Annotated in this window: 30 protein-coding genes and 1 tRNA gene; 15 read left to right on the plus strand and 16 right to left on the minus strand. The window is 61.9% G+C overall.

Annotated elements, in window-relative coordinates; translation table 11 throughout:
* Positions 1 to 134: 134 nt before the first annotated feature.
* On the plus strand, positions 135 to 632 hold the full coding sequence (locus QMO80_RS11575) for a ferritin-like domain-containing protein (protein ID WP_283196747.1): 498 nt from the start codon (positions 135 to 137) through the stop codon (positions 630 to 632).
* A gap of 48 nt (positions 633 to 680) precedes the next feature.
* On the opposite strand, the gene QMO80_RS11580 is transcribed toward QMO80_RS11575, so the two are convergent.
* A complete protein-coding gene (locus QMO80_RS11580; RefSeq protein WP_283196748.1) occupies positions 681 to 1568 on the minus strand; it encodes a LysR family transcriptional regulator in 888 nt (295 codons plus the stop codon).
* A 175-nt stretch (positions 1569 to 1743) separates the two neighbouring features.
* On the opposite strand from QMO80_RS11580, the gene QMO80_RS11585 reads away from it, so the two are divergent.
* A complete protein-coding gene (locus tag QMO80_RS11585; RefSeq protein ID WP_283196749.1) occupies positions 1744 to 2739 on the plus strand; it encodes an aldo/keto reductase in 996 nt (331 codons plus the stop codon).
* A 91-nt stretch (positions 2740 to 2830) separates the two neighbouring features.
* A complete protein-coding gene (locus tag QMO80_RS11590; RefSeq protein ID WP_065092024.1) occupies positions 2831 to 3190 on the plus strand; it encodes a nuclear transport factor 2 family protein in 360 nt (119 codons plus the stop codon).
* A 53-nt stretch (positions 3191 to 3243) separates the two neighbouring features.
* On the opposite strand, the gene pheT is transcribed toward QMO80_RS11590, so the two are convergent.
* From pheT to infC, 5 genes are all read right to left on the minus strand, one after another.
* Complete coding sequence (gene pheT / locus QMO80_RS11595; RefSeq protein ID WP_283196750.1) at positions 3244 to 5667, minus strand: phenylalanine--tRNA ligase subunit beta; 2424 nt, start codon at positions 5665 to 5667, stop codon at positions 3244 to 3246.
* A gap of 16 nt (positions 5668 to 5683) precedes the next feature.
* Entirely contained in the window at positions 5684 to 6766 is a 1083-nt protein-coding gene (gene pheS / locus QMO80_RS11600; protein WP_283196751.1) for a phenylalanine--tRNA ligase subunit alpha, read from the minus strand.
* Positions 6767 to 6915: 149 nt separating this feature from the next.
* Complete coding sequence (gene rplT / locus QMO80_RS11605; protein ID WP_003589162.1) at positions 6916 to 7320, minus strand: 50S ribosomal protein L20; 405 nt, start codon at positions 7318 to 7320, stop codon at positions 6916 to 6918.
* A 38-nt stretch (positions 7321 to 7358) separates the two neighbouring features.
* On the minus strand, positions 7359 to 7562 hold the full coding sequence (gene rpmI, locus QMO80_RS11610; RefSeq protein WP_003570998.1) for a 50S ribosomal protein L35: 204 nt from the start codon (positions 7560 to 7562) through the stop codon (positions 7359 to 7361).
* 323 nt (positions 7563 to 7885) lie between these two features.
* Positions 7886 to 8422: a translation initiation factor IF-3 gene (infC, locus tag QMO80_RS11615; RefSeq protein WP_012559640.1), complete on the minus strand. Its 537-nt coding sequence runs from the start codon at positions 8420 to 8422 to the stop codon at positions 7886 to 7888.
* Between the two features lie 178 nt (positions 8423 to 8600).
* Here infC and QMO80_RS11620 point away from each other — a divergent pair, with 178 nt between their 5' ends.
* Together QMO80_RS11620 and QMO80_RS11625 are read left to right on the plus strand one after the other, a co-directional pair.
* On the plus strand, positions 8601 to 9440 hold the full coding sequence (locus QMO80_RS11620; protein WP_283196752.1) for a carboxylesterase: 840 nt from the start codon (positions 8601 to 8603) through the stop codon (positions 9438 to 9440).
* Between the two features lie 164 nt (positions 9441 to 9604).
* Complete coding sequence (locus tag QMO80_RS11625) at positions 9605 to 10204, plus strand: transglutaminase-like cysteine peptidase (RefSeq protein ID WP_283196753.1); 600 nt, start codon at positions 9605 to 9607, stop codon at positions 10202 to 10204.
* 695 nt (positions 10205 to 10899) lie between these two features.
* Here QMO80_RS11625 and mbfA read toward each other — a convergent pair.
* On the minus strand, positions 10900 to 11883 hold the full coding sequence (mbfA, locus tag QMO80_RS11630) for an iron exporter MbfA (protein ID WP_283196754.1): 984 nt from the start codon (positions 11881 to 11883) through the stop codon (positions 10900 to 10902).
* Between the two features lie 183 nt (positions 11884 to 12066).
* On the opposite strand from mbfA, the gene QMO80_RS11635 reads away from it, so the two are divergent.
* On the plus strand, positions 12067 to 12534 hold the full coding sequence (locus QMO80_RS11635; protein WP_283196755.1) for a group III truncated hemoglobin: 468 nt from the start codon (positions 12067 to 12069) through the stop codon (positions 12532 to 12534).
* A 2-nt stretch (positions 12535 to 12536) separates the two neighbouring features.
* On the opposite strand, the gene QMO80_RS11640 is transcribed toward QMO80_RS11635, so the two are convergent.
* From QMO80_RS11640 to QMO80_RS11650, 3 genes are all read right to left on the minus strand, one after another.
* A complete protein-coding gene (locus QMO80_RS11640; RefSeq protein WP_283196756.1) occupies positions 12537 to 13448 on the minus strand; it encodes a DMT family transporter in 912 nt (303 codons plus the stop codon).
* Between the two features lie 296 nt (positions 13449 to 13744).
* On the minus strand, positions 13745 to 14296 hold the full coding sequence (recX, locus tag QMO80_RS11645) for a recombination regulator RecX (protein ID WP_283196757.1): 552 nt from the start codon (positions 14294 to 14296) through the stop codon (positions 13745 to 13747).
* A gap of 9 nt (positions 14297 to 14305) precedes the next feature.
* Positions 14306 to 15331: a histone deacetylase family protein gene (locus QMO80_RS11650; RefSeq protein ID WP_283196758.1), complete on the minus strand. Its 1026-nt coding sequence runs from the start codon at positions 15329 to 15331 to the stop codon at positions 14306 to 14308.
* 134 nt (positions 15332 to 15465) lie between these two features.
* On the opposite strand from QMO80_RS11650, the gene QMO80_RS11655 reads away from it, so the two are divergent.
* Complete coding sequence (locus QMO80_RS11655) at positions 15466 to 16077, plus strand: HAD-IA family hydrolase (RefSeq protein WP_283196759.1); 612 nt, start codon at positions 15466 to 15468, stop codon at positions 16075 to 16077.
* Between the two features lie 15 nt (positions 16078 to 16092).
* Here QMO80_RS11655 and QMO80_RS11660 read toward each other — a convergent pair whose 3' ends face one another.
* Both QMO80_RS11660 and QMO80_RS11665 read right to left on the minus strand, forming a co-directional pair.
* Complete coding sequence (locus QMO80_RS11660; RefSeq protein WP_283196760.1) at positions 16093 to 16611, minus strand: GNAT family N-acetyltransferase; 519 nt, start codon at positions 16609 to 16611, stop codon at positions 16093 to 16095.
* Positions 16612 to 16634: 23 nt separating this feature from the next.
* Entirely contained in the window at positions 16635 to 17204 is a 570-nt protein-coding gene (locus QMO80_RS11665; RefSeq protein ID WP_184342592.1) for an XRE family transcriptional regulator, read from the minus strand.
* Between the two features lie 139 nt (positions 17205 to 17343).
* On the opposite strand from QMO80_RS11665, the gene tenA reads away from it, so the two are divergent.
* The 4 genes from tenA (at position 17344) to QMO80_RS11685 (ending at position 20533) form a co-directional block, all read left to right on the plus strand.
* Positions 17344 to 18042 (plus strand): thiaminase II, encoded by a 699-nt coding sequence (gene tenA / locus QMO80_RS11670; RefSeq protein ID WP_283196761.1) that lies wholly within the window; start codon positions 17344 to 17346, stop codon positions 18040 to 18042.
* A gap of 77 nt (positions 18043 to 18119) precedes the next feature.
* Positions 18120 to 19952 (plus strand): translation elongation factor 4, encoded by a 1833-nt coding sequence (gene lepA, locus QMO80_RS11675; protein WP_283196762.1) that lies wholly within the window; start codon positions 18120 to 18122, stop codon positions 19950 to 19952.
* Between the two features lie 51 nt (positions 19953 to 20003).
* Positions 20004 to 20234 (plus strand): type II toxin-antitoxin system CcdA family antitoxin, encoded by a 231-nt coding sequence (locus tag QMO80_RS11680; RefSeq protein WP_003583594.1) that lies wholly within the window; start codon positions 20004 to 20006, stop codon positions 20232 to 20234.
* Positions 20234 to 20533: a CcdB family protein gene (locus QMO80_RS11685; RefSeq protein WP_097624538.1), complete on the plus strand. Its 300-nt coding sequence runs from the start codon at positions 20234 to 20236 to the stop codon at positions 20531 to 20533. The genes QMO80_RS11680 and QMO80_RS11685 overlap by 1 nt, the downstream gene beginning before the upstream one ends.
* Before the next feature lie 2 nt (positions 20534 to 20535).
* On the opposite strand, the gene QMO80_RS11690 is transcribed toward QMO80_RS11685, so the two are convergent.
* From QMO80_RS11690 to QMO80_RS11700, 3 genes are all read right to left on the minus strand, one after another.
* Positions 20536 to 20988, minus strand: a complete 453-nt coding sequence (locus QMO80_RS11690) for a GFA family protein (RefSeq protein ID WP_283196763.1) — start codon at positions 20986 to 20988, stop codon at positions 20536 to 20538.
* 72 nt (positions 20989 to 21060) lie between these two features.
* On the minus strand, positions 21061 to 21618 hold the full coding sequence (locus QMO80_RS11695) for a sugar O-acetyltransferase (RefSeq protein ID WP_283196764.1): 558 nt from the start codon (positions 21616 to 21618) through the stop codon (positions 21061 to 21063).
* 11 nt (positions 21619 to 21629) lie between these two features.
* A complete protein-coding gene (locus QMO80_RS11700; protein ID WP_283196765.1) occupies positions 21630 to 22367 on the minus strand; it encodes a type 1 glutamine amidotransferase in 738 nt (245 codons plus the stop codon).
* Between the two features lie 124 nt (positions 22368 to 22491).
* On the opposite strand from QMO80_RS11700, the gene QMO80_RS11705 reads away from it, so the two are divergent.
* Positions 22492 to 22785 carry a SelT/SelW/SelH family protein gene (locus tag QMO80_RS11705; RefSeq protein WP_085735686.1) on the plus strand — a complete coding sequence of 98 codons (294 nt, stop codon included), beginning with the start codon at positions 22492 to 22494 and terminating at the stop codon, positions 22783 to 22785.
* Positions 22786 to 22787: 2 nt separating this feature from the next.
* On the opposite strand, the gene QMO80_RS11710 is transcribed toward QMO80_RS11705, so the two are convergent.
* Complete coding sequence (locus tag QMO80_RS11710; protein ID WP_283196766.1) at positions 22788 to 23201, minus strand: BA14K family protein; 414 nt, start codon at positions 23199 to 23201, stop codon at positions 22788 to 22790.
* Positions 23202 to 23369: 168 nt separating this feature from the next.
* Between QMO80_RS11710 and QMO80_RS11715 the strand changes: the two genes are divergently transcribed.
* From QMO80_RS11715 to QMO80_RS11725, 3 genes are all read left to right on the plus strand, one after another.
* Positions 23370 to 23456, plus strand: a tRNA-Leu gene (locus tag QMO80_RS11715).
* Positions 23457 to 23996: 540 nt separating this feature from the next.
* Positions 23997 to 25208, plus strand: coding sequence for a class I SAM-dependent methyltransferase (locus QMO80_RS11720; protein ID WP_283196767.1), 1212 nt, complete (start codon positions 23997 to 23999; stop codon positions 25206 to 25208).
* 20 nt (positions 25209 to 25228) lie between these two features.
* Complete coding sequence (locus tag QMO80_RS11725) at positions 25229 to 25612, plus strand: cupin domain-containing protein (protein ID WP_283196768.1); 384 nt, start codon at positions 25229 to 25231, stop codon at positions 25610 to 25612.
* Positions 25613 to 25645: the final 33 nt, after the last annotated feature.

The raw sequence follows: 25645 nt of genomic DNA on the forward strand, positions 1-25645 counted from the left end.
CACATCGACGGCGGGAATCATCGCCCGGAGCAGATTTCCAGTCCACCCGAAATCGATCGGGAACAATTTGCGCAATCCTTGCTTCTTAATGTGTCGCCGCATTCGCGGCCTTCCCCAGAACAAGGATCGAGAAAATGGCCAAGGAAAAGACGTTGGAAGATCTCTTCTACGACACGCTGAAGGATATCTATTTTGCCGAACGGCAGATCCTGCGCGCCCTGCCGAAGATGGCGCGCGCCGCCCAGTCCGCCGAACTGAAGGCGGGGTTCCAGAAGCATCTGGAGCAGACCGAAGGCCAGGTCGAGCGGCTGCAGCAGGTTTTCGAGAAGATCGGCAAACGCGCCCAGGGCAAAACCTGCGAGGCGATCCAGGGCATTATCGCCGAGGGCGAGGAAATTATGGAGGAATTCAAGGGCACGCCGGCGCTGGATGCCGGGCTGATTTCCGCGGCCCAGGCCGTCGAGCATTATGAAATCGCCCGTTACGGCACGCTGAAGACCTGGGCTGCGACGCTTGGCCTCAAGGATGTCGTCAGCCTGCTCGACCAGACGCTGCAGGAGGAAACAGCGACCGACAAGACCCTCTCGCAGCTCGCCACCACGGCGGCGAACCAGAAGGCAAAGGCTGCCTGACCCAGTGAAGAGAACGGGCGGCTGGTCTTACCGGCCGCCCGGATCTTCCTAGACATATTTGAAGAAATCGATGAAGGCCCGCAGTGCCGGGCGCATCTGCCGCCGGCTCGGGTAATAGAGAAACGCCCCGGAATAGGGCGCGCACCAATCCTCCAGCACCCGCACCAGCTTGCCGCTCGCCAGTTCGGCATCGACCCGCATATCGAAGAGATAGGCAAGGCCGGCGCCGTTCAGCGCCGCAAGCAGGGCCAGCCGATCCTCGCTGACAACAAGCGGCCCCTCGACTGCGACGACCAACTCCTGCCCGTCCTTTTCGAATTCCCAGCGATAGATGGAGCCGTTGGTAAAGCGCCGCTTGATGCAGCGGTGATGGACGAGATCGCGCGGGTGTTCAGGCTTCGGATAGCGCTCGAAATAGTCGGGCGAGGCGGCGATGACGGTCGTCAGATCGGGCGAAACCTTGACCGCGATCATATCGGCCTCCAGGCTCTCCTCCAGCCGTATGCCGGCATCGAAACCCTCCTTGACGATATCGGTGAAACCGTCCTCATTGGCGATCTCCAGGGTGATATCGGGATAGAGGTTGAGAAAATCGCCAAGGCGCGGGGCGAGCAGGAGATCGGAGGCGAAGCGCGGCGCAGTGATGCGCAGATTGCCGGCCGGCCTGGCGCGTGTATCGCGGACCGCCTCCAGGGCAATATCTATCTCTTCAAGCGCCGGACGCAGCCTGTCGAGAAGCAGGCGCCCCTCCTCCGTCGGCGCGACGCTGCGGGTGGTGCGCGCCAGAAGCCTGACACCCAGGCTTTCCTCCAGGCTCGATATGGCATGGCTGATCGCTGACGGCGCGACGAGGAGTTCCTTGGCTGCGGCGCGGAAGCTGCGATGCTCCGAAACGGCGGCGAGAACGGCGAGTTGCGAGAGCTGGGTTCTGTTCATTGATCGAAATGATAGAACAAGCCGTTATGATTTGCATATATTTTCTGACCGATGTGGCAAGGATATGGTCTGCCCGTACCGCAACGACCTCTTTGAGAGCATGAGGTTGTCCGAAAGCCGCTCAGACTTTTCGGTATCATGCTCCAGCGGTCCCAGCTCAGAAAAGGAGCGCATCATGAAAACCCGGAAACTCGGAAACGATCTGACCGTCTCAGCCGTCGGCCTCGGCTGCATGGGCATGAGCTTTGCCTATGGCGCCAGCGACGAAGCGGAATCGGTGAGGACGCTCCATCGCGCCGTCGATCTCGGCGTCACCTTTTTCGACACCGCCGAAGTCTATGGTCCCTTTACCAACGAGATCCTTCTCGGCAAGGCGCTGAAACCACTCCGCGATCGGGTGGTGATCGCCACCAAATTCGGTTTCAAGATCGATGCCAGCCAGGCGGGCGCCGCCGCCATCACCGGCGTCAACAGCCGCCCCGAGCATGTCAGAGCGGTCGCCGAGGCCTCGCTGAAGCGCCTGGGGATCGAGACCATCGACCTGTTCTACCAGCACCGGGTCGATCCTGATGTGCCGATCGAGGAGACGGTCGGCGTGATGGCCGAGCTGGTGAGGGAAGGCAAGGTCCGCGCTCTCGGCCTCTCGGAAGCCGGCAGCGCCACCATCCGCCGCGCCCATGCGGTGCATCCGATCGCCGCACTGCAGAGCGAATATTCGCTGTGGACGCGCGATCCCGAGGCGGAGGTGCTCGCCACCTGCCGCGAACTCGGCATCGGTTTCGTGCCCTACAGCCCGCTCGGCCGCGGTTTCCTCACCGGCGCGATCCGCAAGGTCGAAGATCTCGCCGAGGACGATTTCCGCCGGCAGGTGCCGCGCTTCCAGGCGGAGAATTTCGACGCCAATGCCGCCCTCGTCGCAACGCTCGAACAGCTTGCCGCCGAGAAGGGCGTGACGGCCGCGCAGCTGGCGCTCGCCTGGGTGCTGAGCCAGGGCGACGACATCGTGCCGATCCCCGGCGCGCGCAAGCTTCACCATCTCGAACAGAACGCCGCCGCCGCCGATATCGGGCTCAGCGCAGCGGAGCTCCAGCAGCTCGACGAGGCGATCCCGGCCGCGCAGGTGGCGGGAAAACGCTATTCGGATACCTCGCTTGCAATGACGAACCTGTAAGCGACAAAAGCCCGGCCTGATGCAACCGGCCGGGCTTGCCTTCGCGGCCGGCGAAACTATCTAACGCCATCTCGGAGAACGGGATGAAAACATGTCGGACAGGCAGGCAGTCGAACAGACGGTTCATCTCTATGTCGAAGGCATGGCCTTCGGCAATGAGGCGGCCTTGAAAAAGGCCTTTCACCCGAAAAGCTCGATCATCGGCTATTACCAGAATGCCGTCGAATGGCTGACGCGGGACGAATTCATCGCCGCCATCCTGGCGGAGGAGCCGGCGCCGCCCGGCACGCAGCCCTACATGGATATCCAGAACGTCGATGTCGAGGGCGATGCGGCGAGCGTCAAGGTCACCGACGATTTCGCCGGGATGCGTTTCACCGACTATCTCTCATTGCTGAAAATCGATGGCCGGTGGACGATCGTCAGCAAGCTCTACCATCTTCACACGTGAAAGACCGGCCGCCTTGGCAGCCGGTCCGTTGTTTCTGGTGAAGGTCGACCGGATCAGCTTCTGAGAACGCCGCCGGTAAATTTTGTCACGCTGGCGACGATCTTCTGCGTCAGCGCCTCGAAATCCTCATCCGTCAGCGTGCGCTCGGCCGGCTGGATCTGAACCTCGATCGCCACCGACTTCTTGCCTTCGCCGACGGAAGCGCCTTCGAAGATGTCGAAGACATTGACGCCGGTGACCAGCTTGCGGTCGGCGCTTGTCGCGGCCTTGATGATGGCGCCCGCTTCCACCGTCTTGTCGACGACGAAGGCGAAGTCGCGCTTGACCGCCTGGAAGGGCGAAAGATCGAGCGCCGGCTTGGTGCGGGTCGCCTTCTTCTTCGGCTCGGCCATGGCATCGAGATAGACCTCGAAACCGCAGAGCGCGCCGGAGACATCGAGCGCCTCAAGCGTCAGCGGATGGAACTCACCGAAATAGCCGAGTATGACCTTCGGCCCCATCTTGATCGTGCCGGAGCGGCCGGGATGATACCATTCCGGCCCGCCCTGCTCGATCTGGATATTGCCCATCGGCAGGCCGCAGGCTTCGATGACGGCGAGCGCATCGGCCTTGGCGTCGAAGACGTCGACCGGCTTGCCGCCGCCCTTGGCGGCGTTCGACCAGGCGCGGCCAGCGCCGGCAAGCGAGGCCGTGCCGCGGCGAATGCCGCCGGCAACGCGGCGCTGGCCGTCCGGCCGGTCGTTCTCATAGGTGCCGGAGACCTCGAAGAGGGCGACGTCGGCATAACCCTTGTCGGCATTGCGCTGGGCAGCCGTCAGCAGGCCCGGCAGCAGCGAGGGGCGCATATCCGACATCTCGGCGGCGATCGGATTGGCAAGCTTGAGGGCGGGCGAACCGCCGCCGAAAAGCTTGGCCTGATCCTCCGCAATGAAGGACCAGGTGACGGCTTCGAGCATGCCGCGCGAAGCGAGCGCCCGCTTGGCGAGGCGGGTGCGGATCTGCAGCGTCGTCAGGATCTTGCCGTTGACGACGGCATGGCTTTCGAGCGGCGCCGGCTTGATATTGTCGACGCCATGGATGCGCATGACCTCCTCGACGAGATCGGCCTTGCCGTCGACATCCGGACGCCAGGAAGGAACGGCGACGGAGACACGCTCGCCCGAACCGGAGACGGTGAAGCCGAGGCGGGTCAGGATGACGTTGCTTTCCTCATCCGAGACCTCGAGCCCCGTCAGGCGCTTGACCTCGGAATAGGGGAAATCGACGATCTTCGGTTCGTAACCCTTGTAGCCGACGACCTCGGCCCGGGCGGCCGTGCCGCCGCAGAGTTCCAGCACCAGTTCCGTCGTGCGTTCGAGACCGGGCACCATATAGTCCGGATCGACGCCGCGCTCGAAGCGGTAGCGGGCATCGGTGATGATGCCGAGGCTGCGGCCTGATTTGGCGATGTTCATCGGGTCCCAGAGGGCCGATTCGATCAGTACGTCGACGGTGTTCTCGTCGCAGCCGGAATGTTCGCCGCCCATGATGCCGCCGATCGATTCGATGCCGTCCTCATCGGAGATGACGACGTTGTTGGGGCCGAGCTTATATTCACGCTGATCGAGCGCCAGCACGGTCTCGCCCTCAGTGGCGCGCCGGACGGTGAGGTTGCCGTTGATCTTGGCGGCATCGAAGACGTGGATCGGCCGGCCCTGGTCGAAGGTCATGTAATTGGTGACATCGACCAGCGCGTTGATCGGGCGCAGGCCGATGGCGATCAGCCGCTGCTGCATCCAGCGCGGGCTCGGGCCGTTCTTGACGCCGCGCACCAGGCGCAGCGCAAAACCCGGGCAGAGCTTGGCATCGTCGAGATCGAGCGTCAGCTTCACCGGCGTCTCGCCTTCGACGGCGAAAGACGGTGCCGGCCGGGTCTTCAGCGTACCGAGGCCGGAAGCGGCGAGATCGCGGGCGATACCGTGGATCGAGGTGCAGTCCGGCCGGTTCGGCGTCAGGTTGATCTCGATGACCGGGTCGTCGAGATGAGCGTAGGTCGCGTAGCTCGTGCCGACAGGCGCATCGTCGGGCAGATCGATGATGCCGTCGTGGCTGTCGGAGATCTGCAGCTCCTTTTCGGAGCACATCATGCCACGGCTTTCGACGCCGCGAATATTGCCGACGGCAAGCGTCACATCGATGCCGGGAACATAGGTTCCGGGTGCCGCGAAGGCGCCGACGAGGCCGGCGCGCGCATTCGGCGCGCCGCAGACGACCTGGACCGGCGCGCCGGCGCCGGTGTCGACCATCAGCACCTTCAGGCGGTCGGCCTGCGGATGTTTGTCCGCCGAGACAACTTTGGCGATGACGAAGGGCTTGAACGCCGCCTTGTCGTCGACATCCTCGACCTCCAGACCGATCTCAGTGAGGCGCGTGCAGATTTCATCGAGGCCGGCATCCGTTTCCAGATGCTCTTTCAGCCAGGAGAGCGTGAATTTCATCGTCCCAATTCTCCGTTCAAGCGCTGAGGCCGCCGAACAGCGTCGGCATGTCGAGCGGGCGGAAGCCGTAATGCGTCATCCAGCGGACGTCGGCGTTGAAGAAGTCGCGCAGGTCGGGCATGCCGTATTTCAGCATGGCGATGCGGTCGAGGCCCATGCCCCAGGCAAAACCCTGATATTCATCCGGATCGAGGCCGCCGTAGCGCAGCACATTCGGGTGGACCATGCCGCAGCCGAGGATCTCCATCCAGTCGGTGCCTTCGCCGAACTTGACGATCGGACCGGAGCGGTCGCACTGGATATCGACCTCGAAAGAGGGTTCGGTGAAGGGGAAGAAGGACGGGCGAAAGCGCATCGTCACGCTGTCGACCTCGAAGAAGGTCTTGCAGAATTCCTCGAGCACCCAGCGGATATTGGCGACATTGGCCTTCTTGTCGATGACCAGGCCCTCGACCTGATGGAACATCGGCGAATGCGTGGCGTCCGAGTCCTGGCGGTAGGTCTTGCCGGGAATGATGATGCGGATCGGCGGCTTCTGCGCTTCCATGGTGCGCACCTGCACCGGCGAGGTATGGGTGCGCAGCACCTTGCGCTCGCCATTCTCGTCCGGATGGAAGAAGAAGGTGTCGTGCATCTCGCGGGCCGGGTGGCCCTCGGGGAAATTCAGCGCGGTGAAATTGTAATAATCCGTCTCGATATCAGGACCTTCGGCGATCGAGAAGCCCATGTCGGCGAAGATCGCGGTGATCTCGTCGACGATCTGGCTGATCGGATGGATACGGCCACGCTCGGCGGGCGAAGAGCGCACCGGCAGGCTGACGTCGACCGTCTCGGCCTTCAGCCGCGCATTGATTGCCTCTTGGCGGAGCGTCGCCTTGCGGGCGGCGAGCGCCTCGGTCACGGCATTCTTCAGAACGTTGATTGCAGCGCCCCTGGTCTGGCGTTCGTCCGGCGTCATCGCGCCGAGCGTCTTCAACAGTTCGGAGACGGAGCCCTTCTTGCCGAGGGCGGAAACGCGTACGGCTTCCAGGGCCGCCTCGTCGTTGGCGGCGACGATTTCGGCGAGCAGCGATGCGTTGAGCTGGTCGATATCTGACATTGTCACTTCTTTCCGTCCAGTATCAGGCGGGCGATCGGGAGGCAGGAGGCGCCGGCCGGCGCAAGGAATATAAAGAAAGAAAAACCCGCGCTAGCCCAAACCAGCGCGGGTTTCCCAAAATCATAAATTCAAAGCTTGGGAAGCGCTGGTTACTTGACCGCGCCTTCAAACTCGTTGGCCGTACCGGCTTCCTTGAGGTACTCAAGAGCCTTCTTGGCAGCATTGACGAGCGCGCCGAATGCTTCCGGCTCGTGGATCGCCATGTCGGAGAGAACCTTGCGGTCGACTTCGATGCCGGCCTTGTTCAGGCCATCGATGAAGCGGCCGTAGGTCAGGCCGAATTCGCGGACAGCGGCGTTGATGCGCTGGATCCAGAGCGCACGGAAGTTGCGCTTGTTGACCTTGCGGTCGCGGTAAGCGTACTGCTTCGAACGATCGACCGCAGCCTTGGCGGTGCGGATGGTGTTCTTGCGGCGGCCGTAAAAGCCCTTGGCGGCCTTCAGAACCTTCTTATGCTTGGCGTGGGCGGTGACGCCTCTTTTTACACGTGCCATATCATGATCTCCTTAAATCTAGCGTTCGCGGACGAGTCTCAGAGACCGTTCGGCAGGTAATTCTTGATAACCTTGCGGCCATCCGGTTCTGCGAGAACCATGGTGCCACGTGCATCGCGAATGAACTTGTTGGTACGCTTGATCATGCCATGGCGTTTGCCGGCGGCGGCAGCCTTGACCTTGCCGGTCGCGGTGATCTTGAACCGCTTCTTGGCAGAGGACTTCGTCTTCATCTTGGGCATTTTGCTACTCCTTCTGTCCTCCCTGCGCGCTTCATCAAAAGCCCTTCTCGCGAAGTCCGGTTCTCCGGCCGTCGCAACAAGGTGCGGGAGCGTTTGTTGTTGAACTGCGGCTTCAGTGACGAACCGTTCCGCAAGCATTCGAAACTGCCACGGCATGCCCTGCCGGTCAGTTCGGACGCGCGCTTATAACCGCAGCGTCCTGAAAGTGCAACGGGGCCACGGAGGAATCTTCGCACCCTTCAAATACAGGGCCGAAAGTCCCGGGGCCGGAAGCACAAAAGCCGCCCTTGCGGACGGCCTTGGGGCGAAAAAGTGCCTGGCGCTTACTTCGGCGCCAGCACCATCATCATCTGGCGGCCTTCGAGCTTGGGCTCGGCTTCGACCTTGGCGAACTCGGTCGTATCGGCCTTGACCTGCTGCAGCAGCTTCATGCCGAGTTCCTGGTGGGCCATTTCACGGCCGCGGAACTTCAGCGTCACCTTGACCTTGTCGCCCTCGTCGAAGAAGCGACCCATCGCCTTCATCTTCACCTCATAATCATGGGTGTCGATATTAGGGCGCATCTTGATTTCTTTGACTTCGACGATCTTTTGCTTCTTGCGCGCCTCGGCAGCCTTCTTCTGGTTGGCATATTTCAGCTTGCCCAGATCGAGAATCTTGCACACAGGCGGTTCGACATTCGGGGAAATTTCGACGAGATCGAGGCCGGCTTCCTCAGCCATTCTCAAGGCCTGGTCGGTAGGCACGACGCCCATATTCTCGCCGTCAGCCCCGATCAGCTGAACTTTGGGAATGCGGATTTCACGGTTCGAGCGCGGTCCGTCCTTCACGGGCGCGTCGGTTTTAAAAGGTCTGCGAATGGTCGTATTCTCCTCGCGTTGTTTCGGAATGTTGCAGCCTCGCGCTCCCATATCGGGGTGCACAAACGTATCGCGTCATCGCTGCAACGGAGTCAATATCATCCTTTAGCGGAAAAATCACCCGCTGTCAGCCTGCCAAGAATCTGTTTTATAGGCCAAAATAACAGGAGTTTCGCCGATGTTCGATCACATGCCCAATGCTCAGCCGCAGTTCCTGAGTGTCGGCGAAGGTGAGGCTGCGCGTGATATCGCTATCATCGTCCGCCCGGCGCAAGCCGGCAGCGACGCACCGGCACTCGTCTGGTTATCCGGCTATCGCTCCGATATGAGCGGCACCAAGGCCGTGGAACTCGACGGCCTGGCGGCGCAACTCGGGCTTGCCTGCATTCGTCTCGACTATTCCGGCCACGGACTTTCCGGCGGCAGCTTCAGCGACGGCACGATCTCACGCTGGCTCGAGGAGGCGCTTGCCGTCATCCGTCATGTCGCCCCAGAACGGATGATCCTTGTCGGCTCCTCGATGGGCGGCTGGATCGCGCTCAGGCTGGCGCAGGAGCTTGCGCGGCAGGGCGGCCCGAAGCTTGAAGGGCCAAAACTCGAAGGAATGGTGCTGATCGCGCCGGCCCCCGATTTCACCTCCGAGCTGATCGAGCCGAACCTGAAGGCGAAGGAGCGCAAGTCGCTTGCCGAGCGCGGCTATTTCGAAGAACGGTCGCAATATAGTCCCGAGCCGAACATCTATACCAGGGCGCTGATCGAGGACGGCCGCGACAACCGGGTGCTCGACGGCATCATCGAAACGGGCTGCCCGGTGCATATCCTTCAGGGCATGAAAGACGCCGACGTGCCGCATGCGCATGCGATGAAACTTATGGAGCATCTTCCCGCCGACGACGTGGTGCTGACCTTCATCCGCGACGGCGACCACCGCCTTTCCCGCCCAGGCGATATCGCGCTTCTCCTCAGCGCCGTCAAAGGCATCATCGGTTCATCGACGAGCAGGCAGATGCCCGTTTGAACGGCACCGGCCAGGAAATTCCGCTGAAGCAGGTGCTCAACCCGTTGCATTTTAACCATGTCGGCGAGTCGCAAGGCGCTCCCAAGAAGTAACGATTGACTCTTCTCGGCCCTCTCCATTAACACTTTGTTAATAAATAAGGGGCGATGCGAGGAAGATCGGGCGTGCGGATGAAGGGTATTTTTGTGGCCATGATGGCCATGTTTGCGATGGCGACGGCCGCCATACCGGCCCCCAGCAGAAATGCTTCCATGGTAACGGGCAATGCCACATCCCAGCCGATCGGCCACTATGATTTCTGTCAGATCCACCGCAGCGAATGCGGGGCGAACCGCAATTCCGGCCCGGTCGAGATGACGCCGGCAAAGTGGTCGCTGGTGCGTTCGGTCAACGCCACGGTCAACCGCACCATCACGCCGATGACCGACAAGGAAATCTACGGCAAGGATGAGGTCTGGGCCTATCCGACCACTGCCGGCGACTGCGAGGATTTCGCACTGCTGAAGCGCCGCATGCTGATCCAGCGCGGCTTTTCGGCAGCCGATCTGCTGATGACCGTCGTGCGCAAGCCGGATGGCGAAGGCCATGCCGTGCTGACGCTGCGCACCGCCGAAGGCGATTTCGTGCTCGACAACCTCGCTTCCGATGTCAAGCCGTGGTACGGAACGCCCTATTCCTTCGTCAAGCGCCAGTCGAGCTACAATTCCGGCCGCTGGGTCACCATCGAGAACGGCCGCGACGTTCTGGTCGGCGCACTGCGATAAGGATTTCCGGGGGATGTGGGGAAAAAGGCCGGCGAAAGCCGGCCTTTTGCTTTTTGGGTGGAACGCATCCACTGCTACCTTTCGCTTCCGCTCAAGGTGTTCGTCGCTGACGCTCCTAACCCCCCTCATCTGCCCTGACGGGCATCCTCTCCCCGCTGGGGAGAAGGGGGAGCGCACAGCACGATCATCACTCCTGCATCAAAGATCTCAAGAGGAGTGAGACGCCGCCACGAGTCCCTTCTCCCCATCGGGGAGAAGATGCCGGCAGGCAGATGAGGGGGGAGCGGCAAAGCCGCGAATGCGCTGAGCGTAAGCGAAGGGCAAAGAGACCGGCACGCCCTCTCTCCAGCCTCATCCAGAGGTGCGTAGCCCGCAGGGCGAAGCCTCGAAGGACGGGGCTGGCCACCGGCCTCGGCAGATGTACATGCCGTGGGGCGGCATTCCCCCAACCGCCCTCGTGGTTCGAGACGGCCCTGCGGGCCTCCTCACCATGAGGGCTAATCGTTGTGCGCGTCCGAGATCAGCCTTCCTCGCCGAAACATTCGACGCGACCGGCAAAGCTGATCGTTGGGCGGAGCGCCCGAAATAAAGGCTTCGGCATGCTCCACTGCTGCCCGGCCCTCCGCATGGCTCCGGGCGTTCGCTGCTGCAATCGATTCACCGGATCGATTGCTCGGGCTACGCCCGACCGCAGCTCACCCATTCCCAATCAAAATTCCGGCGCCGAGCACAAGGCCGCCGCCGAGGACCACCTGGAAGGCGGCGCGCAGGAAGGGGGTTTCCATGTAACGGTTCTGGATGAAGGCGATTGCCCAAAGTTCGAAGAAGACGATGATCGCAGCGGTGATCGTCGCCGTCCAGAAGTGCGGGATCAGATAAGGCAGTGCGTGGCCGAGGCCGCCGAGTGCCGTCATGATGCCGCAGGCAAGGCCGCGTTTGACGGGCGAGCCCCTGCCGGAGATCTTGCCGTCGTCATGGGCGGCTTCGGTGAAGCCCATCGAGATGCCGGCGCCGACGGAGGCGGACAGGCCGACAAGGAAGGTCTGCCACGTATCCTGCGTGGCGAAGGCGGCGGCGAAGATCGGCGCCAGCGTCGAGACCGAGCCGTCCATCAGCCCGGCAAGACCCGGCTGTACATAGGTCAGCACGAATTGCCGATGCACCGTCGCGTTCTCGTCGCGCTTGACATCTTCCGGCGTATGTTTGTCGCCCAGCATGCGGGCGATATCCTCATGCCCTTGTTCGGCAAGTGCCAGATCGCCGAGAAGCTCGCGCGTCGAGGCGTCCGAGGTGCGTTTTGCCGCCTCGACATAGAAACGATAGGCCTGCTCCTCCATCGCCTCGGTTTCCCGCCGCATCGCATCCAGGGTAAGATTTGCCCTGAGCCAGTCGGGCTTGCGCTCGTAGAAGCCCTCGACATGCTCGCGCCGGATCAGCGGAATGCGCTCGCCGAAACGCTGGCGATGGATCTCGAACAGCGACTTGCGATGGGTGTCCTCGACCTCGGCCATATCTTCGAAGACTTTGGCGGAGGCCGGAAATTCGCGGCGCAGCCTGTCGGCATAGGCGAGATAGATGCGGGCATCGTCTTCCTCGGAAGCGATCGCCAGGGCGAGGATCTCCTGCTCGGACAGCGATTCGAAAGATCGTTTCGAGGATCTGAAAAACCGCGCCAGCATGACTTTCTCCAAATTTAGAATTATTCTAAATCTAAAGAAGGCGGCGATGACGGTCAAGGGCGTGGGGAGTGATTGAAGCGCCTGGGCTGACAGATTGCCGCAAGCGGGCACGGATGACTTTGGCTCGCTGTGTTAAACACCTATATGAGAGGGCGCCGCATCACGCGGCGCCGGGGTTTTGCAATGGACAATGAGATTCAGGGGCGCCCTGCCCATATCGCGGCGATCCGCGAAAGGGCGGAGGCCGAGATGCGGGAAATGGGCGTCGACGAGGCCTTTATCTGCAGGCTGGTCGAGACCTTCTACGCCCGCGTGCTTGCGGATCCCGATCTCGGCCCGGTGTTCGACGCCAGGCTCTCCGGCCGCTGGCCGGCGCATATGGCGAAGATGAAGAGCTTCTGGTCGGCGGTCGCCTTCCGCAGCGGCGCCTATGGCGGCAAGCCGGTGCAGGCGCATACCGGTGTGCAGAGCCTGACGCCCGATCTCTTTCCGAAGTGGCTGTCGCTGTTTGCCGCAACACTCGACGATATCGCGCCAACGCCGGAGGCAAAGGCCTGGTTCATGGCGACGGCGGAGCGGATCGCCAAGAGCCTGGTGCTCTCGCTGTTCTACAATCCCGCCCTCGACGATCCCAAGCGCAAACCCGCCTGATCTCAGGCCCTTTCCGCGGAGGCGGTGGCGCCGGCGCTGGCCGCCACCACGAGCGCCGTACCCAGCATCTGCAACGCGGTCATCGGCTGGGCGAGGATCAGAAAGCCGGCGAGCGCGCCGAGCGCCGGTTCGAGGCTCATCAGGATGCCGAAGGATGCCGCCGGCATGCGCCGCAGCGCCACCATCTCCAGCGCATAGGGCAAGAGCGGCACGAGGATGGCAAGGCCGAGAACCTCGACCAGTCCCTTCAGCGTGAAGGCGCCCCCTGTCTCGGCAAGGCCGAAGGGTGTCGCGACCAGGCCGGCGACGATCAGCGACATCGAGAGACCTTCCAGCCCCTTGAAGGCAGCGCCGACCTTCTTCGTTAGCAGGATATAGACCGCCCATCCCACGGCAGAGCCGAGGGCAAAGAGGACGCCCGGGAGATTACCGACCCAGCCTTCGCCGTCATGGGCGAGGAAGAGAATGCCGGCCGCAGCGATCAGCGGCCAGGCGAGCCGCCAGGTCAGGCCATAGCCGAAGACGGCGACCGAGAGCGGCCCGAGGAAATCGATGGCGATCGCCAGGCCGAGCGGCAGCCGCTGGATCGCAGCGAAGAAGCAGAGTGTCATGGCGGCCGTCGTCGTACCGAGCAGCAATGTCGCCCGCCATTGGGCACCGCTATAACGCAGCAGAGAAGGTCTGACGACGACGGCAAGGATGATCGCCGCGAAAGCAAGCCGCAGCCAGGTGGCGCCGGCAACGCCATAGGTCGCAATGGCTGACGAAGACAGTGCCGCGCCGAACTGGATCGAAGACATCGACATCAGGCACATCACGACACCGGCCGCCAAGCCGCCAGAAGTCGGCGATACGCCCGGCTGCGCAATCAAGGCTGCGCCGTCTGTCCCGGTCTCGATGTTCTTGATGTCCATGTGGCCCCCGATCCTGGCGCGGTTCTAGGCCGAAGACGGGTGAGAACCAAATTCAAACTTTTCATGCCGGGATCAAGAGCGCTGATGCTGAGGCGCCAAAGATCGGCGGCGAGCCCCTCATCCGCCTGCCGGCACCTTCTCCCCGCAGGCGGGGCGAAGGGGGATTGCCGCAACCTCTCCGTTCCTCTCCCGCCTCTCGCAGGGCACGTCCCCTCTCCCCGTTTTTTACGGGGAGAGGGTTAGGGTGAGGGGCAGCCATCGGCGCGAACCGGCCAAGCAAAAGCTCGTATGCGATATCAGCGACGGCCAGCAAGGATGACCTGTTCGGCGTCTTCGAAGCTCATGTCGAAGACCTTCCTGCCGATGTCGAAGCTGAAGCCGTTGCGGGCGAAGGCCGAAAGCTCTTTCGCCTTTCGCTTTTCGTCGAGCTCGACCCGGCGGAAGGGGCCGAAGGCGCGTTTGCGGGCGAAAACCGCTGCAGCATAGAGATCGTCAGCCTCCTCAAGTGCCACCTCGACCTTGTCGCTGGAGACGCCCTTGGCGGCAAGTTTCTGGGCGATCGCGCGCTTCGATTTACCGCCGCGCACCGCCGAGCGGGTGCTGGCCTCCGCATAGGCGTGATCGTCGAGCACCTTGTTGTCATAGGCAAATTTGACCGCAAAATCGGCAACGGCCTTGAGTTGCGCCGCGCTGATATCCTCGAATTTCTCCTTCGCCTTGCGGGTGATGGCGTCAAAGAGCTGCTTTTCCGTCATCATCCGCCGCTCGAGGCGATAGACGGTGGAGTTGCGCGCCCAGCTCAGCATGCGTGATGTCGGAATGTCGGATGGAACGGTCTCGTCGGTCATCGGCAGGGATCAGGCTTCCAGGCCCTTGAGGACATTGGCGACGTTCAAGCCGATCTCCGGCACACCGTAGCCGCCCTCCATGCAGGCGAGCACCGGCAGGCCGGCGGAAGCGATCATCGCGCCCATGCGGGTGAAATCGTCGGAGGTGAGGCTGAAGAAGGAGATCGGGTCGCGCTCGAAGGTATCGACGCCGAGCGCCACGACGATCGCCTCGGCGCCGAAGGTCTTGATGCGGGCAAGCGCATCGGCAAGGGCCGACGACCAGACCTCCCAGGGCGTGCCCGGCGGCATCGGATAGTTGCGGTTGGCGCCCGCCCCCGCCCCCTCGCCCTCCTCGTCGGCATGGCCGAGGAAATAGGGAAAGGCCTGCATCGGATCGCCATGCAGCGAGGCGGTGAAGACATCGCCTCTGTGATAGAAGAGATCCTGGGTGCCGTTGCCATGGTGGAAATCGACATCGAGCACGGCGACCTTTTTCGCACCGCGATCAAGCAGCCGCTGCGCCGCCACACCCGAATTGTTGATGAAGCAATAACCGCCGAAAAGATCGATGCCGGCATGGTGGCCGGGCGGGCGGCAGAGCGCGAAGGCGAAACGATTGCCCTCCCCCAGCCAGTCGGCGCCCGTCACCGCGCAGCGCATCGAGGCGATCGCCGCCTCATAGGAGCCTTTGGTGATCGAGGTGTCGGCGGCATTGGCATAATGGCCGATCGCGCCGACGATATTGTCGGGCACGCGCTGGCTGGTGCGGCGCACCGGAAAGGAATTGGCGATCGCCTCACCTGTAAAACCGGCCGCCACCCAGCGATCCCAGACGGTGGCGAGGAAATCCAGATAGGCCGGATCATGCACCTTTTTAGCCGTTTCCAGCCCGTGGAAATCGGGCGCCACGACATCGGCAAAGCCCGCCTCCTTGACCGCCGTCAGGATCCATTCGGCCCGGAACGGCGCTTCGAAAGGCGTCACCAGTTGGCCGGCATAGAGCTCGGTCCTGGCGTCACGCAGCTTGTGGTCTTCGGAATAGATGACGCGCATTTCAGATCCTGCCTTTGATTGAAGATCGAGATTTACACGGGGTTGCCGCGACAAAAAAGCGGTGTGGCGAGCTCTTGATCATCCAGAGCAACAACGCCACCTTCGCCGCTGTCTTGAGAACGAGGAATTTCCGCATGAAAGTGCTGATGGTCGATGTCGACGGCGTGCTCATTCATGGCCGGCCGGCCGACGGCCTGCCGCATTTCACTTTTCTCGAGCGCGATCTCGGGCTGCGACCCGAGCTGCTGCAGCAGGAATTCTTCCAGACCTGCTGGGGCGATATCATTGTCGGCCGCGCGGCGTTGGAGCCCAGCCTTGCCGAAGTGCTGGCAACGATCGCGCCCCATCTCAGCGCCGCGACGCTGATCGATTACTGGTTCGAAAACGATTCCCGCCTTGATCTCACCCTGCTGGAAGAGCTCGCCGCCCTCAGGCAAAGCGGTGTCACGCTGTTCCTGGCGACCAACCAGGAGCACAGGCGGGCGCGCTATCTGATGGAACAGGCCGGCCTTGGCGCGCATGTCGACGGTATCTTCTATTCCGCCGCACTCGGACACAGCAAACCTTCGCCCGACTTTTTCCGGCTGGCGACCGAGCGGGCCAGCGCCCTGCCCGGCGAAATCGCCTTCATCGACGATATGGTGGTGAATGTCGAAGCGGCGCGACAGTTCGGCTGGCATGCTGCGCAATGGACCGCGGGCGCGAGGCTGCACGAGACGCTTTCCGCCTTCGGCCGTCCGAAATGAGCCCAGCCGGCGCAATCAGGCAAGCCGCTTGTAGAACAGCGTGGTGTCGCAGAAGCCGCCTTGCGGCCACAGCGCATAATCCGGGATGACGCCGACGCGCTGCCAGCCCAGGCGCGGATAGATCGCCTCCGCATCGCTGCCGGTCGCCGTGTCGAGCACCAGCAGGGTCTTGCCCCGCCGTGCCGCCTCGCGTTCGGCGGCCTCCATCAGCAACCGGGCGAGGCCGCGCCCGCGGGCGGAGCGATGCACCAGGAGCTTCTTCAGATCGCCGCGGTGCGGCTGATTCGGCATCTGCGCGGCGCCCACCTGCACCGTGCCGACAATGCTGCCCTCTAGTTCGGCGACCAGCAGCAGATTGCCGCCGGTGGCGACGGCATCGGCGACATCGCGCCAATAGAGCTCGGCCTCTTCAGGCCCATAGGGCTGCATGAAGCCGACGGAGGCGCCGCCGGCTACGCAATCGGCAAGCACTTGCGCAAGCCCCGGAATGGCGGCGCGCGCCTCCTCGGCGGAAAGGATACGGATATCGGGCATGGTCTTCTCCTGAACTGAAGCTGTTAGCGGCCGCCGCGATCGAGCACGACGCAATAGCGCGCCGGCGCGTTGCCGGGATTGTGGAAGACATGGCCTTCGCCGACCGGCATGAAGAGGCAATCGCCGGGGCGCAGCCGGTAGACCACCTCGCCCGCCGTCATCTCCAGCTCGCCGTCGAACAGCCAGATATGCTGCGTCATGCCATGCGATGCCGCATGCGGGGGAAAGCTGACGCGGGCGCCGGAGGGGAATTCGACCTCGACGATATCGACATCGGAAGCGGTACCGGGCGCCGAGACCGCACGCCTGAGATAACCGGTCTCCGGATCACGCCAGACCTGCTGCTCCTGCCGGCGGGCAAGCGGCGAGGCCTGCTCTCCCTCCTCCGCGAAGAAGGCCGAGAGAGACAGCCCGAGCGCAGCACAGATTCTTGCCAGCAGCGAGGCGGTGGGGCTCGCCTCCGCCCGCTCGATGCGCGAGATCATCGCCCGGCTGACGCCGGAGGCCGTGGCGAGATCGTCGAGCGTCAATCCTTTATCCAGCCGCAGCTTGCGGATACGGATGCCGATTGCCTGTTCCAGTTGCTCTTCCATATTCCAATCCATGATTCCACTATAAGAGAAATACATGATCCGATGATGGAATCAAGCCTCAGCAAAGAGGGACAGACCAATCTTGCTTTCGCCTCGGCGGCACCGATATATGGCAGCGCAATTCAGATGGGAGAGATTGATGGACGCCAGCACGCAGAGCACGCAACTGCCGGAAAGCTTCACCGCCGCCGCCTGGGACAGGATCGCGCCCATCATGGCCGAGATCGAGGTCTTGCCGCTGCTCACGCGCCTTTCGGACGGCACGCTGCCGCCTGAGGTTTTCCGGCACTACATTCTGCAGGATGCGCTTTACCTCAAGCATTATGCGCGCTGCCTGGCAATCGTCGCGGCCAAGGCGCCTGACAATGCGCAGGTGCTGCGTTTCCTCGGTTCGGCGCAGAAGGCGATCACCGTCGAGCAGGGCCTGCATGCCGGCTTCCTCACCCAGTTCGGCATCACGTCTGTTGATGTGACGGCGGCCGAACCCTCGCCTGCCTGTTTCGCCTATACGAATTTTCTGCTCGCCACCGCCTATCACCGCTCCTACGCGGTGGCGCTTTCTTCCATCCTGCCCTGCTTCTGGATCTACTGGCATGTCGGCGAGGCGATCAAGAGCCGGCCTGTTATCGAGGGCAATGCCCTCCAGGCCTGGATCAATACCTATGGCGATCCGCAATTTGCCGCCGGCGCCCGCGAAGTGATCGCCCTGACCGATATCGCCGCCCGCGCCGCATCGCCGGCGGAGCGTGCTCAGATGATGGATGTGTTCGTGCGCGCCTCGCAATATGAATGGATGTTCTGGGACTCGGCCTGGCGGCTGGAGACCTGGCCGGTCTGAGACGCGCCCGACCGGCTCGCAAAATAGCGTAAACAGCGGGATAATTACCGCTTTGCGGCAGGGGACGGCGCTGCTATATGGCGCGCATGAGCACCAATTCGACCACTCCGCTATCCCATATCCGCAACTTTTCGATCGTGGCCCACATCGACCACGGCAAATCGACGCTGGCCGACCGCCTGATCCAGACGACAGGCGGCCTCGCCGAGCGCGAAATGTCGGAGCAGGTGCTCGACAATATGGATATCGAGCGCGAGCGCGGCATCACCATCAAGGCCCAGACGGTGCGCCTGCACTACCAGGCCAACAATGGCGAGAAATACATTCTCAACCTGATCGACACGCCCGGCCACGTCGACTTCGCCTATGAAGTCTCGCGGTCGCTGTCGGCCTGCGAGGGCTCGCTGCTCGTCGTCGACGCTTCGCAGGGTGTGGAAGCGCAGACGCTCGCCAATGTCTATCAGGCGATCGACAACAATCACGAGCTCGTCACCGTGCTCAACAAGATCGACCTGCCGGCCGCCGAACCCGATCGCATCAAGGAACAGATCGAGGAAGTGATCGGAATCGACGCTTCGGAGGCCGTGCTGATTTCGGCCAAGACTGGCCTCGGCATTCCCGATGTGCTCGAGGCGATCGTCCACAAGCTGCCGGCGCCGAAGAGCCCCGGCGGCGAGAAGGCGCCGCTGAAGGCGCTGCTGGTCGACAGCTGGTACGACACCTATCTCGGCGTCATGGTTCTCGTGCGCATCATCGACGGCGTGCTGACCAAGGGTCAGACGATCCGCATGATGGGCACGGATGCGAAATACCAGGTGGAGCGTGTCGGCGTGCTGACGCCGAAGATGGTCAATGTCGAAAGCCTCGGCCCGGGCGAGATCGGCTTCATCACCGCCTCGATCAAGGAAGTGGCCGATACCCGCGTCGGCGATACGATCACCGAGGACAAGCGGCCGACGGCCCAGGCGCTGCCGGGCTTCAAGCCGGCGCAGCCGGTGGTGTTCTGCGGCCTCTTCCCGGTCGATGCCGCCGATTTCGAAGATCTGCGTGCCGCCATGGGCAAGCTTCGCCTCAACGACGCCTCCTTCTCCTTCGAAATGGAATCGTCGGCGGCGCTCGGCTTCGGCTTCCGCTGCGGCTTCCTCGGCCTCCTGCATCTCGAAATCATCCAGGAACGGCTGGAGCGTGAGTTCGACCTCGACCTGATCGCCACCGCCCCCTCCGTCGTCTACAAGATGTACATGACCGATGGCTCCGAGCGCGAGCTGCACAACCCGGCCGACATGCCTGATGTCGTCAAGATCTCCGAAATCCACGAGCCGTGGATCCGTGCGACGATCCTCACACCGGACGATTATCTCGGCGGCATTCTGAAACTTTGCCAGGACCGCCGCGGCATCCAGATCGAGCTCACCTATGTCGGCACGCGCGCGATGCTGACCTACGACCTGCCGCTCAACGAAGTCGTGTTCGATTTTTACGACCGGCTGAAGTCGATCTCGAAGGGCTATGCCTCCTTCGATTATACGCTGACCGACCACCGCGAGGGCAACCTCGTGAAGATGTCGATCCTCGTCAACGGCGAGCCGGTCGACGCGCTGTCGATGATGGTGCACCGCACCGCCGCCGAAAAGCGCGGTCGCGACATGTGCGAAAAGCTCAAGGAGTTGATCCCGAAGCACATGTTCAAGATCCCGATCCAGGCGGCGATCGGCGGCAACGTCATCGCCCGCGAGACGATCTCGGCCCTGCGCAAGGACGTAACCGCGAAATGCTACGGCGGCGACGCCACCCGCAAGCGCAAGCTGCTCGACAAGCAGAAGGCCGGCAAAAAGCGCATGCGCCAGTTCGGCAAGGTGGAGATTCCGCAGGAGGCCTTCATCGCAGCGCTGAAGATGGGCGACGAATAACGCTTCTCAATGGCACCTTATGCGCATATGATCTGCGCATAGGAGATCGTTATGGCACAGCAGGCAAGGAAAGCGGCAAACCTCTCTCTCGATGAGGGACTCGTATCGCAGGCGCGTGAGCTGAAGATCAACATATCCCGGGCGGCGGAAGATGGGATCGCGAAGGCCATAAAGGCGGAACGCGAACGGCTGTGGCGTATCGAGAACGCGGAGGCAATTGCCGCTTCCAATGCCTATGTCGAAAAGCACGGCCTGCCGTTTCAGAAATATCGACAGTTCTGATGGCTCGGTTTCATGTCTACAATTTGATCCATACGAATGCGCTTGCGCTTGATCTGCAGTCAGACCTGCATGGCGACCTCACGACGCGGATCATGGCGCCAATGCTTCCGCTGGAAGCTCTTCCCAAAATCATGCGTCAGCTCAACCCGCAATTCGTGATCAACGGCGTGCCATACGTTATGGCGACCCAATTTATCGGTGCGATTTCCGTTAAAGAGATAGGCGTCGCAGCCGCCGATCTCACGGCCGACAGCGATCGTATCATCAGCGCCCTGGACTTCCTCTTCCAAGGCTTCTGAGATCAACCTCGCGCCATATACTCCTTCACCAACCCCTCATAGGCCGCCATTTCCGGCAGCGCCGCGTAGCTGTGCACCGCACCGGTCTCGGCAAAGGCCAGCTTCTCGCTCGTCCATGTCTCGATGAACGGCGTGAACCAGCTGGGGTCATCGAGCATGGTGACGCGCAGATTGACGAACCAGTCCATGCCTTCCGGGCGGGTGAACATCCAGCTCATGCAATGCGGACAGAAATAATGTTTCGTCGTGCCGTGCAGGCCGCCGATGACGGCCTCGCCTTTCGTCACCTCGAAGCCTTCGCTGGGGATGGCGGCACTCAGCGAATAGGCGCTCGCAGTCATCCTCTGGCAGCCCGTGCAGTGGCAGGCCATTGTCAGCAGCGGCGGCGCGCTGATCTTCAACCGCACCCGGCCGCAACGGCAGCCGCCTTCCATCGGTAAGTTCTGTGCCGTCATGATATCCTCCCCTTCCGCCACGTGATTTAGCGGAGCCGGCGACGTTGTCGAGAGAGCCCGCCGGCGTAAATCTCAGAGACGGTTCATCGGGCGGGCCGGATTGCCGACCACGGTGGTCCCCGCCGGCACGTCCCTGGTCACGACGGCGCCGGCGCCGACGATCGCGCCATCGCCGATGGTGACGCCACCAAGGATGACGGCAGCGCCGCCAATCCAGACATCGCTGCCGATCGAAACCGGCCGGGCGATCTCGATACCCTGGCTGCGAAGTGCGGGATCCTTGTGATGTTCGGCACAATAGATCTGCACGCCCGGTCCGAACATGGTGCGGTCGCCGACCGTCACGCGACCGGAATCGAGGATGGTGCAGCCGGCATTGAAATAGATGCGCTCGCCGAGAACAATATTGATGCCGTAGGAGCAGTGAAACGGCGCTTCGATGAAGATATCGGGCGTCGCATCGGCAAAGAGCGCTCTGAGCGCCGAGGCGACGGCCCCGCGCTCATCCGGCGGCAGCGTGTTATGGGCGTGAACGGCACGGCGCGCCCGCCGACGCAGGCGATCCAGTTCGTCGTCGAGGCAGCAATACCACTCACCCGCCGCCATCTTTTCATATTCGCTCGGCGGCATCGCTCCGCCTCTCAAGCCGAGGCCTCCGACAATATTCCGATCTCTGCCGGCTCGATCAGGCTGACCCAGGCACGCGCGATGGCAAGGCCGGCGGCATCGGCGGCGGCGCCATGCCGCGTCGCCAGTTCGGCATGGTTCTCCAGCCAACCGGGGGCGATGCGGGCGATCGTATCAGGGAATTCCGCCTTCCATTGCTCAACGACCGCCCGATCGGCCTCGAAATGGAACTGGGTGCCATAGACGGCGCGGCCGATGCGGAAGGCCTGGTTCTCGGCGACCGGGCTCGTCGCCAGACGCACCGCACCTTCGGGCAGGGAAAACGTGTCGGCATGCCATTCGAAAATGGTGAATTCGCCGCCAAGCGCCGACAGCAGCGGATCGGCCCGGCCCTTGGCCGTGACGTCGATCCTGTGCCAGCCGAATTCGCGAGCCGTCCCTAAGAGATTGTCGGCGCCATAGGCGCGGGCGAGGATCTGGCTGCCGAGGCAGATGCCGAGCACGGCCTTGCCGGCATCACCGAAGCGGCGCGTCAGCTGTACGAGGTCCGGCAGGTAAGGATGCGTCTCGTCATCCAGCGCGCTCTGCTCGCCGCCGAGAACGACAAGTGCATCATGGCCGGCTATATCCGGCGGCAGGATGCCGTCCCGCCACACGCGGAACCACTCGATATGAGCTCCCGCCTCGTCGAGCGCTCTGGCAAGCGCGCCGAGACCGGTATTGCGCATATTTTCGACGACTGCGACTCGCATGGGTTCTCCCCGGTGTGACCGACGATGGAAGAGACCATGCCGGCGAACGACGCGCAAGATGTGTGCGCGCCATTGCGTGAGCACGCCGCAAGGGCTTAAATCCACGCGAACGAAAGGAAACACAATGACCGACAAAGCCCGCGTCTCGATCCTCTACTGCACCCAGTGCAACTGGCTGCTGCGCGCCGCCTGGATGGCGCAGGAGCTGCTGCACACCTTTTCCGACAGCCTTGGCGAGGTGGCGCTGATCCCCGGCACCGGCGGCAATTTCGAGATCCGCGTCAACGGCGACCTCATCTGGGAGCGCAAGCGCGACGGCGGCTTTCCCGGGCCGAAGGAACTGAAGCAGCGCGTCCGCGACATCGTCGAGCCCGGCCGCGATCTCGGCCATGTCGACCGCGCCTCGCTGGAAAGCTGACCTCAGCGATAGGGCGAGCGGCAGACCCTGTAGACACCCTCATAGGTGAGGAAGTGATCCGTCCTGGGATTGTAGGAGCGGTATTCATTGGTGCACCAGGCGATATGCTTGTTCGGAGCGTTCGGCTGCACCCGGCGCACCGGCGGCGGATCATAGGTCAGCTGCGGCCGCCCGGCGGCACCCGGTAGGTAATAGGTCGGCCCCGCGCCGCGCGGCCGGTAATTCGGCTGGACATAAGCGGGGCGATGCCATTGCTGCGGCCCGAAACCGAAGCAGCCGCGAAAATCGCAGAGCGTCGATCCGGTGTTGAGCGGGCCGACCCCCGGCTTGCCCAGCTTCAGCGAATCAGCGCCTGCCATGGCTGGCGCGAGAACGGCGAGAAGACCGGCAAACAGAAGCGTGCGGGCGACGGGCATGGGGCATTCCTTTCGATATTTCCTCTATATAGGGCGTACCAAGCGAAACGCTATGCCTGCCCTCCGGCCACTCCCTCGCATGTGACCGACTGTTTTTCGCCAACTGTCAGAAAAACTTCAAAAACCCGGTTGACAGTCAGGAGCCGCCCCCTTACATCGCTCTCCGTCGCCCAGATGGCGGAATTGGTAGACGCGCCAGCTTCAGGTGCTGGTACCCGAAAGGGTGTGGAGGTTCGAGTCCTCTTCTGGGCACCATTCCCGTTTCAGGCCGCCCCAAGCGGTCCGGAAACAACGCAAAGAAGCCCGGTTTTCCCGGGTTTTTTTATTGCCTGATGTCCACCGCGCCGCCAGCCTTTGCGGATCGCTCAACATCATGGCATCCGCAATTTCAACGCGACTGCCGGCGGCGAAACCGGACGAATTTCCCAGAGTGGACTCGTGTCCTTGTTTCCATCGTACGATCTTCAGCCGAAGCCGATGTCGGCGACCTCGGTGTAACTGACCCGTCGCGTCGGCAGCATCACGTCCGATCTCCAAAACATCAGGCAGCCCTCATGCCGACGATGCGTCGAAGACGAATATCGCTGAGATGATCGACTTTTGGGCGAAATCAGTGCTGTAACCCCGTTCGGATCGGAAAAACTTCGTTGCATTGCCGTCGTCCGTTCAATAGTTAGTACACCGATTTCGCAAACCCCTGATCAATTGAATCCAGCGGTCTGCTGTCAAATAAGTGCATCGCCGGTTGGGTTTCGGACTACAGGAAATAAAGGGATATCACCCATGAATTGTCGTATGTGCGGCAGCACCAAGTTGCATAAATTTCTCGACTTGGGTTTTACACCTCCAGCCGACCAATTCCGGCGCAAGGATCAATCGCGCGAGCCGGACGTTCATTATCCCTTGCAGGTTATGATGTGTGACGACTGCGGTTTGGCTCAGTTGAGTCATGTCGTGTCTCCAGAAGTTCTGTATCGGAACGACTACCCCTACGAATCGTCCACCACCCGCACCGGCCAAGCCCACTGGTCCGAGTTCGCCGCCAGTGTGGTTGCACGCCTGAAATTGGGACCAAAAGACTTGGCGGTGGATATCGGCAGCAATGTGGGTGTGCTGCTGGGAGCTTTCCAAAGCCAAGGTTTGCGAGTGCAGGGAGTCGATCCTGCGGCAAACATCGTCATGATCGCGCAGGCCAACGGCATCGACACGATCTGCGATTTTTTCAATGAAGATACCGCTCGCACGATCGTTGCTGACAAGGGTCATGCCTCGGTGGTGACGGCGACCAACGTATTTGCTCATGTGGATGACCTTGATCGCTTCATATCGAGCGTCAAGGAATTGCTCAGCGAACGCGGCGTGTTCATTTTCGAAGCGCCGTATTTCGTCAATCTGCTCAAGCACAACGAATACGACACTATCTACCACGAGCATCTCTCGTACCTGTCGGTCAAACCTTTGCTGGCCTTTTTCCGCAAACACGGCCTGGAGATATTTCATATCGAGGAGCGCGATATTCATGGCGGCTCTTTCCGTGTGCATGTCGGCAGGATCGGCATGTGGCCTGCCTCGTCGGACGCCGAACGGATGGCGCAGGAAGAAGTGGACATGGGCATCTACAGCCATGACAAACTGGCCGAGTTTGCCGCGGCTGTGCGGCGCAACAAGGACGAACTGACCTGGCTGCTTCATTCGCTCAAGCACGAAGGCAAACGAATCGCAGCCGTCAGCGCTCCCGCCAAGGGCATGACGTTGCTCAATTATTGCGGGCTTGACGCCGACATACTTGATTTCGTCACTGAGAAATCAAAGCTGAAAATTGGTCGCTATACCCCGGGGGCGCACATTCCCGTGGTATCTGACGAAGAACTGCTCAACCATCAGCCTGACTATGCTCTGCTCCTGGCTTGGAATTTCGCCGACGAAATCATCGGGAACCTGCACGAATTTCGGCGCCGGGGAGGCAAATTCATTATCCCGATTCCCTTCCCCAAAATCGTCGACTGATTACGCTTAAGGAGCACGCAATGGAGAAAATCTCGCTGGTCCCCGCATTCAAGGATGCTCGTGGCGAAATTACCGATCTTCTCGAAAACGAAAATATCAACGCGATTACCCGCATCACCTTTTCCAAAGGCGCTGTACGCGGCAACCACTACCACAAGGAAACCACCCAGTGGAATTATGTGATATCGGGCCGCATCAAGCTGGTCAGTCAGATACCCGGCGAGCCAGTGGTCGAGACGGTGATGAATCCGGGCGATTTCACCGTTACGAAGCCGCATGTGCGCCATGCTCTTGTCGGCTTGGATGAGGCAGATCTGCTGGTCTTTACCAGTGGGCCGCGTGGCGGCAAGGAATACGAAAGCGATACGTTCCGTCTCGACGTTCCTTTGGCAGCCGGTGTTTAAATCATGTCGATAGACCCTTTACGTCAGGATTCA

Origin of the sequence: Rhizobium sp. BT03, from assembly GCF_030053155.1 — a bacterium.
Classification (GTDB): Bacteria; Pseudomonadota; Alphaproteobacteria; order Rhizobiales; family Rhizobiaceae; genus Rhizobium.

Bases quoted from the DNA above. Each gene is read 5' to 3' on its own strand.
- QMO80_RS11575 (WP_283196747.1), top strand. From the start codon at position 135: ATGGCCAAGGAAAAGACGTTGGAAGATCTCTTCTACGACACGCTGAAG.
- QMO80_RS11580 (WP_283196748.1), bottom strand. From the start codon at position 1,568: ATGAACAGAACCCAGCTCTCGCAACTCGCCGTTCTCGCCGCCGTTTCG.
- QMO80_RS11585 (WP_283196749.1), top strand. From the start codon at position 1,744: ATGAAAACCCGGAAACTCGGAAACGATCTGACCGTCTCAGCCGTCGGC.
- QMO80_RS11590 (WP_065092024.1), top strand. From the start codon at position 2,831: ATGTCGGACAGGCAGGCAGTCGAACAGACGGTTCATCTCTATGTCGAA.
- pheT (WP_283196750.1), bottom strand. From the start codon at position 5,667: ATGAAATTCACGCTCTCCTGGCTGAAAGAGCATCTGGAAACGGATGCC.
- pheS (WP_283196751.1), bottom strand. From the start codon at position 6,766: ATGTCAGATATCGACCAGCTCAACGCATCGCTGCTCGCCGAAATCGTC.
- rplT (WP_003589162.1), bottom strand. From the start codon at position 7,320: ATGGCACGTGTAAAAAGAGGCGTCACCGCCCACGCCAAGCATAAGAAG.
- rpmI (WP_003570998.1), bottom strand. From the start codon at position 7,562: ATGCCCAAGATGAAGACGAAGTCCTCTGCCAAGAAGCGGTTCAAGATC.
- QMO80_RS11620 (WP_283196752.1), top strand. From the start codon at position 8,601: ATGTTCGATCACATGCCCAATGCTCAGCCGCAGTTCCTGAGTGTCGGC.
- mbfA (WP_283196754.1), bottom strand. From the start codon at position 11,883: ATGCTGGCGCGGTTTTTCAGATCCTCGAAACGATCTTTCGAATCGCTG.
- QMO80_RS11635 (WP_283196755.1), top strand. From the start codon at position 12,067: ATGGACAATGAGATTCAGGGGCGCCCTGCCCATATCGCGGCGATCCGC.
- QMO80_RS11640 (WP_283196756.1), bottom strand. From the start codon at position 13,448: ATGGACATCAAGAACATCGAGACCGGGACAGACGGCGCAGCCTTGATT.
- recX (WP_283196757.1), bottom strand. From the start codon at position 14,296: ATGACCGACGAGACCGTTCCATCCGACATTCCGACATCACGCATGCTG.
- QMO80_RS11650 (WP_283196758.1), bottom strand. From the start codon at position 15,331: ATGCGCGTCATCTATTCCGAAGACCACAAGCTGCGTGACGCCAGGACC.
- QMO80_RS11655 (WP_283196759.1), top strand. From the start codon at position 15,466: ATGAAAGTGCTGATGGTCGATGTCGACGGCGTGCTCATTCATGGCCGG.
- QMO80_RS11660 (WP_283196760.1), bottom strand. From the start codon at position 16,611: ATGCCCGATATCCGTATCCTTTCCGCCGAGGAGGCGCGCGCCGCCATT.
- QMO80_RS11665 (WP_184342592.1), bottom strand. From the start codon at position 17,204: ATGGAAGAGCAACTGGAACAGGCAATCGGCATCCGTATCCGCAAGCTG.
- tenA (WP_283196761.1), top strand. From the start codon at position 17,344: ATGGACGCCAGCACGCAGAGCACGCAACTGCCGGAAAGCTTCACCGCC.
- lepA (WP_283196762.1), top strand. From the start codon at position 18,120: ATGGCGCGCATGAGCACCAATTCGACCACTCCGCTATCCCATATCCGC.
- QMO80_RS11680 (WP_003583594.1), top strand. From the start codon at position 20,004: ATGGCACAGCAGGCAAGGAAAGCGGCAAACCTCTCTCTCGATGAGGGA.
- QMO80_RS11685 (WP_097624538.1), top strand. From the start codon at position 20,234: ATGGCTCGGTTTCATGTCTACAATTTGATCCATACGAATGCGCTTGCG.
- QMO80_RS11690 (WP_283196763.1), bottom strand. From the start codon at position 20,988: ATGACGGCACAGAACTTACCGATGGAAGGCGGCTGCCGTTGCGGCCGG.
- QMO80_RS11695 (WP_283196764.1), bottom strand. From the start codon at position 21,618: ATGCCGCCGAGCGAATATGAAAAGATGGCGGCGGGTGAGTGGTATTGC.
- QMO80_RS11700 (WP_283196765.1), bottom strand. From the start codon at position 22,367: ATGCGAGTCGCAGTCGTCGAAAATATGCGCAATACCGGTCTCGGCGCG.
- QMO80_RS11705 (WP_085735686.1), top strand. From the start codon at position 22,492: ATGACCGACAAAGCCCGCGTCTCGATCCTCTACTGCACCCAGTGCAAC.
- QMO80_RS11710 (WP_283196766.1), bottom strand. From the start codon at position 23,201: ATGCCCGTCGCCCGCACGCTTCTGTTTGCCGGTCTTCTCGCCGTTCTC.
- QMO80_RS11720 (WP_283196767.1), top strand. From the start codon at position 23,997: ATGTGCGGCAGCACCAAGTTGCATAAATTTCTCGACTTGGGTTTTACA.
- QMO80_RS11725 (WP_283196768.1), top strand. From the start codon at position 25,229: ATGGAGAAAATCTCGCTGGTCCCCGCATTCAAGGATGCTCGTGGCGAA.